This is a genomic window from Streptomyces sp. NPDC048461 (assembly GCF_055587105.1).
On sequence record NZ_JBVJGW010000006.1, the window covers coordinates 228047 to 240926 of the forward strand.

Here is a 12880-nt window from a genome sequence, read left to right on the forward strand (position 1 = left end):
CCCCCCCAGACTTCCCCACCCCCCCCAGAAAGCCCGCACTTGTCGTGCTCGGGCCGCCACCAGCAAGTCTTCGGAACTTGTTCAGCAAGAAAGGCACTCTTCGTGCGTAAGAACGTCAAGCTCACCGCCCTCGCCGCCGCAGCCTCCGCGCTCGCCCTCGGCCTCACCGCCTGCGGCAGCTCCTCGGACCCGTCCTCCACGAAGGCCGAGGGCGGCAAGACCGACGAGAGCAAGCCGCTCGTCATCGCCGCCTCCCCGAGCCCGCACGCCGACATCCTGAACTTCGTGAAGGACAAGCTCGCGGCGAAGGAAGGCCTGAAGCTCGAGGTCAAGGAGTTCACGGACTACGTCCTGCCGAACACCGCCACCGAGCAGGGCCAGGTCGACGGCAACTACTTCCAGCACAAGCCGTACCTCGACGACTTCAACAAGAAGAACGGCACGCACATCGTGCCCGTCGTGAACGTGCACCTGGAGCCGCTGGGCCTGTACTCCAAGAAGGCCAAGGCCGTCACGGACATCAAGCCCGGCCAGACCATCGCGGTCCCCAACGACACCACCAACGAGGGCCGCGCGCTCCAGCTCCTCGCGGCCAACAACCTGATCACCCTCAAGGAGGGCGTCGGCACCAGCGCCAAGCTGTCCGACATCACCGACAAGAAGGGCCTGGAGTTCAAGGAGCTGGAGGCCGCCACGGTCCCGCGCGCCCTGAACGACGTGGACGCCGCCGTGATCAACGGCAACTACGCCCTCGAGGCCGACCTGTCGCCCGCCAAGGACGCGCTGATCCTGGAGAAGGCCGAGGGCAACCCCTACGCCAACTTCCTCGCGGTCAAGGAGGGCAACCAGGACGACCCCCGGATCCAGAAGCTCGCCAAGCTCCTGAACTCCGACGAGGTCAAGAAGTTCATCGAGGAGAAGTACCAGGGCTCGGTCACCCCGGCCTTCGGCACCCCGCAGGCCTGACCCTCCCGGCCCCGCGCGCCCGGTGGCGCGCGGGGCCGAGCCGTGCCCGCTTCCGGGCAACCCGGCCCTGCACTTCCCCCGGGCGATGCTGCATGCTGTGGCCTACGACCTGTTCGACGGTCCGTCACCAAACGGGCCGGTACGGGGTCGTACCGCACCACGGTCGCACCACGGTCCCAGGCTTGGAGCTGCGCATGACTACCACCTTCCCGGACGTCACCATCAGCACGGACCGGCTGGTGCTGCGCTCCTTCGAGGAAGAGGACGTCACCGCGCTCGCCGAGATGATGAACGACGAGCAGATCACCGCCTGGACCTCCGCGCCCCACCCCTACACCCTCGCCGACGCGCACGCCTGGGCCACCCGCCAGTCCCACGCCGAACGCACCGAGGGCCGCGGCATCGTCCTCGCCGTCACCGAGTTCCTCACCCACCGCCTCGTCGGCATCGTCCACCTCCAGAACACCAACTGGCGCACCCGCGCCACCGAGGTCGGCTACCTCACCGCGCCCTGGGCCCGCGGCGAGGGCTACGCCAGCGAGTCCGTGCTCGCCGTCGCGCAGTGGCTGTTCCGCGACCGGGGCTTCGAACGCCTCGAACTGCGCACCGCGGCCGACAACACCGCCTCCCAGCAGGTCGCCCAGAAGATCGGCTGCATCAGCGAGGGCGTCCTGCGCAACGCGTGGATAGTGCGCACCCAGACCGCCGAGGGCACCTGGACCGACACCCGCACGGACCTCATCGTGTGGAGCCTCGTCCCCGAGGACCTCGACGACGCGGACGGGTACGAGGGCTACGACGGGTACGACGCCTACGCCGGCACCACCGCCTTCGGGCAGCGGGCCGACGCGAACGGCCACGCCGTCGGCGCCGACTGGCACTGACCCGACCGCGCCCACCCGATGACCGGGTAGTCTCACCGTGCCCGCTCCCCCCTGACGAAGCTTCCCCTGCCCCCACACCAGGAGACTGACGACGATGGCCGACCGGGTCACGGTGATCGGCTGGGACGGCTCGCCCCTGACCGCGGCCGCCCGGTCCGCGCTCTCCGCCGCCACGCTCGTGGCCGGCGCCCCGCACCACCTCGACCTCCCCGAGGTCCCGCCCACCGCCGAGCGCGTCCGCCTCGGCAGCCTCGGCCTCGCCGCCCGCCGCATCGCCGGCCACCGCGGCACCGCCGTCGTGTTCGCCGACGGGGACCCCGGCTTCTTCGGCGTCGTACGCACCCTGCGCGCCCCGGAGCACGGCCTGGAGGTCGAGGTGGTCCCGGCGGTATCCGCCGTCGCCGCCGCCTTCGCCCGCGCCGGCATGCCCTGGGACGACGCCCAGGTCGTCGTCGCCCACCCCCGGACCCTGCGCCGCGCCGTCAACGTCTGCCGCGCCCACGGCAAGGTCGCCGTCCTGACCTCGCCCGGCGCCGGACCCGCCGAACTCGCCCTGCTCCTCGGCGGGATCCACCGCACCTTCGTGGTCTGCGAGGAACTGGGCACCGACCGGGAACAGGTCAGCGTCCTGACCTCCGACAAGGCCGCGGACCACACCTGGCGCGACCCCAACGTCGTCATCGTCATCGGCGGCGCCGGACAGGCCGCGGCCGGCGACTCCGGCTGGCTGTTCGGCCAGAGCGCCGCCCAGTACGCCGCCCAGAGCGCCGACCGCGGCTGGGCCCGCCCCCGCGCCGACACCCGCGAGGGCGAGACCGCGCAGCTGCGCGCGGCCCAGCTCGCCCGGCTCGGCCCGCGCCCCGGCGACCTCGTCTGGGACATCGGCACCGGTTCCGGCGCGGTCGCCCTGGACGCCGCCGCCCTCGGCGCCGCCGTCATCGCGGTGGACGCCGACCCCGAGGCCTGCGCCCGGGTGGCCGCGGCCGCGCGGGAGCGGGGCGTACAGCTCCAGGTCGTCACCGGGCGCGCGCCGTACGTACTGGAGGACCTGCCCGAGCCCGACGTCGTCCGCGTCGGCGGCGGGGGCGCCGACGTCGTCCGCGCGGTCGCCGACCGCCGCCCCGAACGGATCGTCGGCCACGCCTCCACCCGCGACGAGGCGGAGGCCATCGGCCGGGCGCTCACCGAACACGGGTACGCCGTCGAGTGCGCCCTGCTCCAGTCGGTGGGCCTGGACCCCCACACCTGGGCCGAACAGGAGCGTTCCGTGGTCTTCCTGCTGTCGGCGCAGCGCCCTGTGACCCGCTGAGACGGGCCCCGGGGTAGGCTGGCCGATCGTCGTACCGCCCAGGACGATTCGGGCACCGCGACACCGCCGGAACGCGCGACGTGGCGCAGTCCACAACGGACCGCGGCGGTAATGGCCGCCACGGTGGCGAACGGGCGCGACAATGCTTAGTGGTTGTCACCGGGGCGTGCGTGAGCGGACGCCCCGGACGGCGAACCCGCACGGCAAGTCGGCCCGTCGGCCTCGTGGGCGACCGGGCGATCGAAGACGCAACACCGATGGGCGAGGGGTACGCATGACTGACACCGGCCAGGTCCCGGGCGAGGGTCTCCCGGACAACGCGGGCATGGTGGATCAGCCAGGCATCCCCGCTCCGGTCCAGATCCCGGCGCCGCTTCCCCCCGGCTACGCCTTCCAGGACCTCGTGGACGACCCGGCCGGGCCGGAGGACGAGGAACTGCTGCTCATGCCGAGCGGACAGGGCGCCTGGAGCGACCCGCAGGTCGTCCCGCCCGCCCCCGTCTTCCCCGCCCCGACCCCGTACGCGGACGCGCCCTACGGCACCGAGCCCGGCTACCCGGGCGCTCCGGCGGCGTACGCCGAGCCCGCCGGGTACGCCGACTTCCCGCAGCCGGTCTTCCCTGACCAGCCGGCGTTCCCCGACTCCTCCGGATTCCCGGAGCAGCCCGGGTTCCCGGACGCCTCCTACCGCGCCGGCGCCCACGAGGCGGGCGGCCGCGACTCCGGGGCGCTGGACCTCGGCGGGCTCGTCGGCCAGGCCCCGGCGGAGCCCCTCGCGCAGGCGGCCCCCGCGGCTCCGCCGCGCCGCCCGCTGCACATGGGCCCGCCCGTGCCCGAGGCCACCGGCGGCGTCGTACGCTCCCTCGCGGACCGCGGTCCCGCGGCGGCGCCGGCGCCCGCCCAGGCGCCCGTCGCCCCGGCCGTCTCCGTGCTGACCACCCCGTCGGTGCCGGCCCCCGGCCGCCCGTCCAGGCCGCCGGCCGCGGGTCCCGAGTACCTGGACGTCCCGCGCGCGGAGGCCGCCCCGCAGCTGGGCGAGATCCCGCCGCAGGCCGGTGCCGCGTGGGCGCCGGAGCCCGCCGCCGTACCGGAGCCCGTCGCGGAACCGGAGCCCGTCGAACCGGAGTCCGCCGCCGCGCCGGAGCCCGCCGCCGCGCCGGAGTCCGCCGCCGCGCCGGAGCCCGCCGCGGAACCGGAGCCCGAGCCCGTCCCCGCGCCCGAGGCGCCGCCGGCGGACACGGCCGTCGCGGACCCCGCCGCACCCGAGCCGGCCGCCGAGGTCCTCGCGGCCGCCGAGCCGCGGCCCGAGCCCGTCGCCGTGCCGGACGCGGAGCCGCTCCTGGCGGTCGCCCCGGAGCAGCCGCTCCCGTCCGGTGCCCCCGCGCCCGAGGAGGCCCCGGCCGAGCCGGTGGCCGTCGCGCCCGCCGCCGAAGCCCCCGAGGCGCAGCCGCTGCCCGCTCCCGCAGAAACGGTGGTTCAGGCCCCCGAGGCGCCCGCGGCCCCGGAGGCCGCCGAGGCCCCCGCAGAGCCCGCCCCCGCCGAGCCGGCCCCCGCCGACACCGCGCCGGCCGAGCCCGAGCCGCTCGCGGCCGTCGCCGAGCCGGCCCCCGCGGAGCCGGTCGCGTTCGAGCAGTTCCCCGCCGAACCCGCCGCCGCGCCGCAAGCCGCTCCGGAAGCCGCCGCCGAGGCCCTCGTCGTACCCGAGGCCGTCGTCGTACCGGACCCCGCCGCGGAACCGGAGTCCCCGGCCGCCGCCGAGGCCGCGCCGCAGCCCGCCGCCGAGCCCGAGGCGGTCGCCGAGCCCGCTCCGGAGCAGGCCGCCGAGCCCGCGCCGCAGCCCGGGGCAGCCGCCGAGCCCGCGGCGGTCCTGCCCGGCCCGGAGGCCGCCCCCGAGTCGCTCCCGACCGAGCCCGCCGCCGTTCACCCCGTCCGCGAGCAGGCCGGCGAAGCCGCCCCCGGCTACGCCGACGCCGAGCGCGAGGCCGTCCTGCGCGTGATGCGCGAGCGCCGCGACATCCGCAAGGGCTTCCGTACCGACCCCATCCCGCACGAGGTGCTGCTCCGCGTCCTGGAGGCGGCCCACACCGCGCCCAGCGTCGGCCACTCCCAGCCCTGGGACTTCGTCGTCATCCGCTCCGCCGAGACCCGCCGGACGATGCACGAGCTCGCCGAACGCCAGCGCGAGGCCTACGCGAAGTCGCTGCCCAAGGGCCGGGCCAAGCAGTTCAAGGAACTGAAGATCGAGGCCATCCTCGACACCCCCGTGAACATCGTGGTCACCGCCGACCCGACCCGCGGCGGCCGCCACACCCTCGGCCGGCACACCCAGCCGCAGATGGCCCCGTACTCCTCCGCCCTCGCGGTGGAGAACCTCTGGCTCGCCGCCCGCGCCGAAGGCCTCGGCGTCGGCTGGGTCAGCTTCTTCGACGAGCGCGAGATGGTCCGCGAGCTCGGCCTCCCGGACCACCTGGAGGTCGTCGCGTACCTCTGCGTCGGCTACGTCGACGAGTTCCCGGAGGAGCCCGAGCTGGCGCAGGCCGGCTGGTCCCAGCGCCGCCCGCTGTCCTGGGTCGTGCACGAGGAGACGTACGGCCGCCGCGCCCTGCCCGGCGAGGAGCCGCACGATCTGCTCTCCGAGACGGTCGCCAGCATCCGCCCCCTCGACGCCAAGGCGCTCGGCGAGGCCTGGGAGCGGCAGAAGCGCATGACCAAGCCCGCCGGGGCCCTGGGCATGCTCGAAATCATCTCCGCCCAGCTCTCCGGCCTCTCGCGGGTCTGCCCGCCGCCGATCCCGGAGCCCGCCGCCGTCGCGATCTTCGCCGGCGACCACGGGGTCCACGCCCAGGGCGTCACCCCCTGGCCGCAGGAGGTCACCACCCAGATGGTGGCCAACTTCCTCGGCGGCGGCGCGGTGTGCAACGCCTTCGCCAACCAGGTCGGCGCCGAGGTCTGCGTGATCGACGTGGGCGTCGCGGGCGACCTCCCGGCCACTCCCGGCCTCCTGCCCCGCAAGGTCCGCGCCGGCACGGCGGACCTCTCCACCGGCCCGGCGATGACCCGCGAGGAGGCCGTCGCCGCCATCGAGGTGGGCATCGAGACGGCCCGCGACCTGGTCGCGGCGGGCAACAAGGCCCTGCTGACCGGCGAGATGGGCATCGCGAACACCACGGTGTCGGCGGCGCTGATCTCGGTCTTCACCGGGGTGGACCCGCTGGAGGTCACCGGCCGCGGCACGGGCATCAACGACGAGACCCACGCCCGCAAGGTCGAGGTCGTACGCCGCGCCCTGGAGCTCCACCAGCCCGACCCGGCGGACCCGATCGGCGTCCTGGCGGCCATCGGCGGCCTGGAGCACGCGGCGATCGTCGGACTCCTCCTCGGCGGAGCCTCACTGCGCACGCCGGTCATCCTGGACGGCGTCAGCGCCGGAGCGGCCGCCCTGGTGGCCCGCGCCATCGCCCCCGAGTCCCTGTCGGCCTGCATCGCCGGCCACCGCAGCGCGGAACCGGGCCACGTGGCGGCCCTGAACACGCTCGGCCTGCGCCCGCTGATCGACCTCGACCTCCGCCTCGGCGAGGGCACCGGCGCCCTGCTGTCGCTCCCGCTGGTCCAGAGCGCGGCGCGCGCGATGCACGAGGTCGCCACGTTCGACTCGGCAGGAGTAACGGAGAAGTAGCCGGCCCTCCCGCTGCCCGGGGCAGGCCCCGGGGGCCCGTCGGTGCCCTGCGGGAACACTCCGCTCCCGCCCCGACGCGGAGCCCGCACAGGGCAGCCCGAGCCGCATCCGGCGGCCCCGGGACAGTGCCTCGGGCCCAAGGCTCGCCTGGCGGGGACACTCCGGGGTGTCCCCGCAGGCCGAGCGAACCCGACGCCGACCGGCGAACCGGTCCGGCTCAGGGTTCGCGAGCCGAGGAGACACCCCGGAGGGTCCCCGCCACCCCACCCCCGCCCCGGCACTGCCGCCTGCTGCTGCCCCTGCCGAGCCCCGCTCCCGCTCCGCCCCCGCCCCGGCAGGCGCCCGGCCGCCCCCGCCGGGCAGGCGCCCGGCCGCCCCCGCCCGGCCCGCCCGCCCGGCGGGTCGTATCGTGGACCCGAACATCCGAAACCGCACGTCAACCCAGCCGCTCCAGCGCAGCAGCGGCCCAGCCGATCCACCGCCGCACCAGGAGCCGCAACCGCCATGGCCGACACCCCCGCCTACCCCGTAGGTCTCCGCCTGGCCGGCCGCCGCGTCGTCGTCATCGGCGGCGGCCAGGTCGCCCAGCGCCGCCTCCCCGCGCTCATCGCGGCGGGCGCCGACGTCCTGCTGATCTCGCCGTCCGCGACCCCGTCCGTGGACGCCATGGCCGAGACCGGCGAGATCCGCTGGGAGCGCCGCCGCTACCAGGACGGCGACCTCGCCGGAGCCTGGTACGCCCTCATCGCGACGCAGAACCGCGAGGACAACGAGCGCGCCTCCGCCGAGGCCGAGCGCGAGCGGGTCTGGTGCGTGCGCGCCGACGACGCCTCCGCCGCCACCGCGTGGACCCCCGCCACCGGCCGCACCGACGGCGTCACCGTCGCCGTGCTCACCGGCAACGACCCCCGCCGTTCCGCCGCGCTGCGCGACGCGATCGTCGAGGGCCTGCGCGAGGGAACGCTCGGCGCCCGCGGGCACCGGCACCAGTCCGCCCCCGGCGTCTCCCTCGTCGGAGGCGGCCCGGGCGACCCCGACCTGATCACCGTGCGCGGCCGCCGCCTCCTCGCCGAGGCCGACGTCGTCATCGCCGACCGGCTCGGCCCCCGCGACCTGCTCGACGAACTGCCCCCGCACGTCGAGGTCATCGACGCCGCGAAGATCCCGTACGGCCGGTTCATGGCGCAGGAGGCCATCAACAACGCCCTGATCGAGCACGCCAAGGCGGGCAAGGCCGTGGTCCGGCTCAAGGGCGGGGACCCGTACGTCTTCGGCCGCGGCATGGAAGAGCTGCAGGCCCTCGCCGAGGCCGGCATCTCCTGCACCGTCGTCCCCGGCATCTCCAGCTCCATCTCCGTGCCCGGCGCCGCCGGGATCCCGGTCACCCACCGGGGCGTCGCCCACGAGTTCACCGTGGTCAGCGGCCACGTCGGCCCCGACGACCCGCGCTCGCTGGTGGACTGGGCCTCCCTCGCCAAGCTCACCGGAACCCTGGTGATCCTCATGGGCGTCGACAAGATCGGCCTGATCGCCGAGGCCCTCGTCCGCAACGGCCGCTCCGCCGACACCCCGGTCGCGGTCGTCCAGGAGGGCACGACCGCCACCCAGCGCCGCGTCGACGCCACCCTGGGCACCGTCGGGGAGACGGTGCGCGCCGAGGGCGTCCGCCCGCCCGCGGTCATCGTCATCGGCGAGGTCGTCCGCGTCGGAAGCACCGGGACCGCAGGAAGCACCGGGACCGCGGGATCCCCCGGGACCGCGGGATCCCCCGGGACCCCCGGAACCACGCCCGCCCCCACCACCGGCGCCTGACAGGCCGTTGGCACCGCACCCAGGACAAGGCAGTATCACCCTGTGGCTGATCTCATCACCGTCGAGGACCCCGACGACCCGCGCCTGCGCGACTACACGGGCCTGACCGACGTCGAACTCCGGCGCAGGCGCGAGCCCGCCGAGGGACTCTTCATCGCCGAGGGCGAGAAGGTCATCAGACGCGCCAAGGACGCCGGCTACGAGATGCGCTCCATGCTCCTCTCGGCCAAGTGGGTCGACGTCATGCGGGACGTCATCGACGAACTCCCGGCACCGGTCTACGCCGTCAGCCCCGAGCTCGCCGAGCGCGTCACCGGGTACCACGTGCACCGCGGCGCCCTGGCCTCCATGCAGCGCAAGCCGCTGCCCACGGCCGCGGAACTGCTCACCACCGCTCGCCGCGTGGTCGTCATGGAAGCCGTCAACGACCACACCAACATCGGGGCCATCTTCCGCAGCGCCGCCGCCCTCGGCATGGACGCGGTCCTGCTGTCGCCCGACTGCGCCGACCCGCTCTACCGCCGCTCCGTGAAGGTCTCCATGGGCGCGGTGTTCTCCGTCCCGTACGCCCGCCTGGAGGCCTGGCCCAAGAGCCTGGACTCGGTCCGCGAGGCGGGCTTCAAGCTGCTGGCCCTCACCCCGCACCAGAAGGCCTCGCCCATCGACGTGGCCGCCCCGCAGTCGCTGGACCGGGTCGCGCTGATGCTGGGCGCCGAGGGCGACGGCCTGTCCACGCAGGCCCTCGTCGCGGCCGACGAATGGGTGCGCATCCCCATGGCGCACGGCGTGGACTCGCTGAACGTCGGCGCGGCCGCCGCCGTCGCCTTCTACGCGGTGGCCCAGGGCCGCAAGGACGCCTGAGGGCCGTCCGGGGCGGCCGCCCCGGACGGCGCGCTACAGCTTCTGCGCCAGCGCGATGCCCAGCGCCACGATCAGCGTCACCACCACGAACACGATCAGCCGCTGCCGCATCAGCCTCGGGTCGGGCCGCGACGGCCGCCGTCCCGCCCCCGTCGTCCGCGGGGCCGGACGGCCGCCCGTACGCCCCGCCGTCGGCCGGGAGGCCGGACCGCCCGGGTTGCGCGAGGACGAGGGCCGCGACTGCGGCCCGCCCTGGGCCCGGGGCGTGGTGGAGCCGCCCGTACGGCGCTCGGTACGGCGCTCCGTGCGCTGCTCCGCGTACGGTGTTTCGAGCCGCCCGGTGGGCTGCTCGGCGCGGCCGCGCTGCGCCGGGGGCCGGCCGTCGGGCAGCCCCTGCGCCTCGCGGGCGGCGATCTCCTTGAGCCGCATCGACAGCTGCAGCGTGCTCGGCCGCTCCTCGGGGTCCTTGGCCAGGCAGGCCTGTACGAGGGGCGCGAGCGCGTCCGGGACGCCCACCAGGTGCGGCTCCTCGTGCACCACGCGGTACAGCATGACCTCGGAACTGCCGTGTCCGAAGGGCGAGTCGGCGGTCGCGGCGTAGGCGAGGGTGGCGCCCAGCGCGAACACGTCCGTCGCGGGGGTGACGGCGGCGCCCCGCACCTGCTCGGGCGCGAGGAACCCGGGGGAGCCGACGGCGGTGCCCACGTGGGTGAGGGTGCTCGCCCCGGTGGCCCAGGCGATCCCGAAGTCGATGATCCGCGGGCCCTTGGGGGAGAGGAGGATGTTCGACGGCTTGAGGTCCCGGTGGACGACCCCGGCCTCGTGCACGGCGACCAGCCCCTCGGAGAGCGCGGCGCCGATGGCCGCGATCTGCACGGCGGTGAGGGGGCCCTCCTCGGCGACCTTGTCGTGGAGGGAGGGCCCGGGGACGTACTGCGTGGCGAACCAGGGCCGCTCGGCCTCCAGGTCCGCGGCGACCAGGCGCGCGGTACAGCCGCCCCGGATGCGCCGGGCCGCGGAGACCTCGCGGGCGAACCGCGAGCGGAACTCCTGGTCCTCCGCCAGGTCCGGCCGGATGACCTTGAGGGCGACGCGTTGACCGCGCCGGTCCGATCCCAGGTAGACCACGCCCATGCCGCCGGCACCCAGCCGCCGGTGCAGTCTGAACGAGCCGACGACACGCGGGTCCTCGCGCCGGAGCCGCATCATCGCCATGTCCACCCCGCTGACCGGTCGTCCTGTTGACGTGGCACAGCTTACGGACCATCCGGCATGCGCGCTCAGAGGCCGCGCCCTCGCCGCAGGATTCGATCGTCAGTGCGCCACAGCACACTTGAGGGTCTTTCAGTGCTGCGGCGGGGTCGCGGGGCGGCGCCGGAGCAGGGGCCCAAACCGCCCTCGGAGCAAGGGGATTGGGGTGCCCGCGGGCGGTTCGACCCGGTTCGGTGCGCGTGCGGGCCGCCCGCATCCGAGTGGATCTTCCCGGGAGCGGGCGGAGGGACACGCGTGAACAGGGAGTGACGGAAGTGAGAGAAGTCACTACCCTCCGGTCATCCCCTCCGGGAAGACCCCGACGCGGGGTGACGCGTCTCCACCCACAGGAGTACACGGGGTAGTCCCCGTCATCCTCCTGGAGGCCCGCCAATGGGTACGAGGGCATGAGGCCAGGGCCCTTCCGCCCGCCTAGTGTTGAGACAAGCGGCGGGCGGAGTACTCGTCCCCCGAGGTCACGAGCCCGCCGCTGCCAAACGACAGGGAGAGGACCATGGCGGACATCGCACGGCAGGGACGCAAGGCATTCGCGTTCAACGGCCATGAGTCCGGTACGCGCCACCCGCTGGTGGCCGCGGCCATGGTCCTTCCCCTGGCCGCCCTCCTGCTGTTCCTCTTCGGGGGCTTCGAGCAGGTGGCGGCACAGGCGTCGTCCGTGGGTGTGATGCTGGGGCGCTGAGCGGCGCCCCGGGTCCGGGAGAGCGGCCCGGACCGGGACATCATCCGGTCGAACCCCGTGGGGACGGGGGAGCGACGACGGACGGCAGGTGAAGGGTGCTGCCCGTACGGCTGGGGAGCCGGACGGGCAGCACCCTTTCTCATGCCCCGCGTTCGCACGCCCCGCCCCGCCCGGCCCGGCCCCGCCCCGCCCCGCCGCACCGCCCCGCACCGCCCCGCACCGCCCCGCACCGCGCGCGCCTCCGCGCCCCACCGCCGTGCCCCGCCCTCCTGCCTCCGCGACGGCCGCCGCCGTATCCTCCCGTCGGAGGAAGGGGGACCCGATGCTCCGAACCGTCCACACCCGCCCGCCCGCCCGCCGCCGCGTTCCGCCGTGCGCGCCCACCACCTGCGCGACGGCCGGGGCATGAGCGCCGCCGCGCTGCCCGACGGCCTCGCGGCCTGGGCCCGAGGCGGCGGCCCCCCGCGGCCGTACGACGTCCTGGCCGACCGGGACGACGGAACCGTCGTGCGCTGCGGGGACACCGTGGCCAAGGCGCACGCGACCGACAGCGACCCGGACGCCCTCGCGCTCCGCGTGCGCCTCGCCGGCGCCGCGGCGCTGACCGGGGTGCTGCTGCCCCCGCTGCGGACCGGGTTCGTGCACGGACGGCCCGCCTCGCAGTGGCCGTACGGCGCGCCCGTGGACCCGGAGCGGCCCGGGGACGCCCCCTGGGAGGACGCCGGCCGCCTCCTGGCCGCCCTGCACCGGACCCCCCTCGCGGCCCTTCCCGGCCCGGTCCCCGCGATGCGCGGCCCGGCCAAACTCGCCCGCGCCCTGCACCGCCTGCCCGGTGCGCACCCGTCGCAGGCGCCGCCGGGCCCCGCGGCGGACGCCGCCGCCGTACGGGCCGCCGCCCGGACCCTGCCCGCCTGGGCCCGGGGCGAGGCCCCGCCGCCTCCGGGCGGGGTGCTGTGCCACGGGGACCTGCACCTCGGGCAACTGGTCCGGTACCCCGCCCCGGAGGGGCCCTGGCTGCTGATCGACGTGGACGACCTCGGCCTCGGCGACCCCGCCTGGGACCTCGCCCGCCCCGCCGCCTGGTACGCCGCCGGGATCCTCGCCCCCGAACCCTGGCTGCGCTTCCTCGGCGCCTACCGGTCCGCCGGGGGCCCGGCCGCCGGCCCGCCCGGCTCCGACCCGTGGCCGCAACTCGACGCCGCCGCCCGCGCGCTGACCGTACAGACGGCGGCCCGGGCCCTGGCCAAGGCGGCACGGGGTCGTCGCGGACCGGACGAGGTGGAGCGGCTGATGGTGGACGCCTGTGGCCGAATGGCTTCCCTCCCGGCCGACTTGGAGTCCGCGGACCCGTCGTAGGGTGAGCCTCCCGTCACCGGGCATGCATCCGGTGGCGGCTGTCCGACGGCGAGGAGTTGATCCGG

At 75.7% G+C, this 12880-nt stretch carries 9 protein-coding genes; 8 read left to right on the forward strand and 1 reads right to left on the reverse strand.

The window, feature by feature from the left end; genetic code table 11:
• Positions 1 to 102 precede the first annotated feature (102 nt).
• The 6 genes from ACZ6S8_RS13465 to ACZ6S8_RS13490 all read left to right on the forward strand — a co-directional run bounded on the left by ACZ6S8_RS13465 (position 103) and on the right by ACZ6S8_RS13490 (position 9508).
• Positions 103 to 966, forward strand: a complete 864-nt coding sequence (locus ACZ6S8_RS13465; RefSeq protein ID WP_469455228.1) for a MetQ/NlpA family ABC transporter substrate-binding protein — start codon at positions 103 to 105, stop codon at positions 964 to 966.
• 194 nt (positions 967 to 1160) lie between these two features.
• On the forward strand, positions 1161 to 1850 hold the full coding sequence (locus ACZ6S8_RS13470) for a GNAT family N-acetyltransferase (RefSeq protein ID WP_469455232.1): 690 nt from the start codon (positions 1161 to 1163) through the stop codon (positions 1848 to 1850).
• A 94-nt stretch (positions 1851 to 1944) separates the two neighbouring features.
• Positions 1945 to 3159, forward strand: coding sequence for a precorrin-6y C5,15-methyltransferase (decarboxylating) subunit CbiE (gene cbiE / locus ACZ6S8_RS13475; protein WP_469455234.1), 1215 nt, complete (start codon positions 1945 to 1947; stop codon positions 3157 to 3159).
• Positions 3160 to 3433: 274 nt separating this feature from the next.
• Entirely contained in the window at positions 3434 to 6835 is a 3402-nt protein-coding gene (cobT, locus tag ACZ6S8_RS13480) for a nicotinate-nucleotide--dimethylbenzimidazole phosphoribosyltransferase (RefSeq protein WP_469455236.1), read from the forward strand.
• Positions 6836 to 7339: 504 nt separating this feature from the next.
• Entirely contained in the window at positions 7340 to 8647 is a 1308-nt protein-coding gene (cobA, locus tag ACZ6S8_RS13485) for a uroporphyrinogen-III C-methyltransferase (protein WP_469455238.1), read from the forward strand.
• 42 nt (positions 8648 to 8689) lie between these two features.
• Positions 8690 to 9508 (forward strand): TrmH family RNA methyltransferase, encoded by an 819-nt coding sequence (locus ACZ6S8_RS13490; protein ID WP_267722769.1) that lies wholly within the window; start codon positions 8690 to 8692, stop codon positions 9506 to 9508.
• 33 nt (positions 9509 to 9541) lie between these two features.
• On the opposite strand, the gene ACZ6S8_RS13495 is transcribed toward ACZ6S8_RS13490, so the two are convergent.
• On the reverse strand, positions 9542 to 10723 hold the full coding sequence (locus ACZ6S8_RS13495; RefSeq protein ID WP_469455241.1) for a serine/threonine-protein kinase: 1182 nt from the start codon (positions 10721 to 10723) through the stop codon (positions 9542 to 9544).
• Between the two features lie 550 nt (positions 10724 to 11273).
• Here ACZ6S8_RS13495 and ACZ6S8_RS13500 point away from each other — a divergent pair.
• Both ACZ6S8_RS13500 and ACZ6S8_RS13505 read left to right on the forward strand, forming a co-directional pair.
• Positions 11274 to 11459, forward strand: a complete 186-nt coding sequence (locus tag ACZ6S8_RS13500) for a hypothetical protein (protein WP_125597167.1) — start codon at positions 11274 to 11276, stop codon at positions 11457 to 11459.
• A 405-nt stretch (positions 11460 to 11864) separates the two neighbouring features.
• The gene (locus tag ACZ6S8_RS13505) at positions 11865 to 12815 is read left to right on the forward strand and encodes a phosphotransferase family protein (protein ID WP_469455471.1); all 951 of its coding nucleotides are present in this window, start codon (positions 11865 to 11867) and stop codon (positions 12813 to 12815) included.
• Positions 12816 to 12880: the final 65 nt, after the last annotated feature.

Excerpts from the sequence above, each read along its gene's own strand:
- ACZ6S8_RS13495 (WP_469455241.1), bottom strand. The coding sequence starts at position 10,723 with ATGGCGATGATGCGGCTCCGGCGCGAGGACCCGCGTGTCGTCGGCTCG.
- ACZ6S8_RS13505 (WP_469455471.1), top strand. The coding sequence starts at position 11,865 with ATGAGCGCCGCCGCGCTGCCCGACGGCCTCGCGGCCTGGGCCCGAGGC.
- ACZ6S8_RS13470 (WP_469455232.1), top strand. The coding sequence starts at position 1,161 with ATGACTACCACCTTCCCGGACGTCACCATCAGCACGGACCGGCTGGTG.
- cbiE (WP_469455234.1), top strand. The coding sequence starts at position 1,945 with ATGGCCGACCGGGTCACGGTGATCGGCTGGGACGGCTCGCCCCTGACC.
- cobA (WP_469455238.1), top strand. The coding sequence starts at position 7,340 with ATGGCCGACACCCCCGCCTACCCCGTAGGTCTCCGCCTGGCCGGCCGC.
- ACZ6S8_RS13500 (WP_125597167.1), top strand. The coding sequence starts at position 11,274 with ATGGCGGACATCGCACGGCAGGGACGCAAGGCATTCGCGTTCAACGGC.
- cobT (WP_469455236.1), top strand. The coding sequence starts at position 3,434 with ATGACTGACACCGGCCAGGTCCCGGGCGAGGGTCTCCCGGACAACGCG.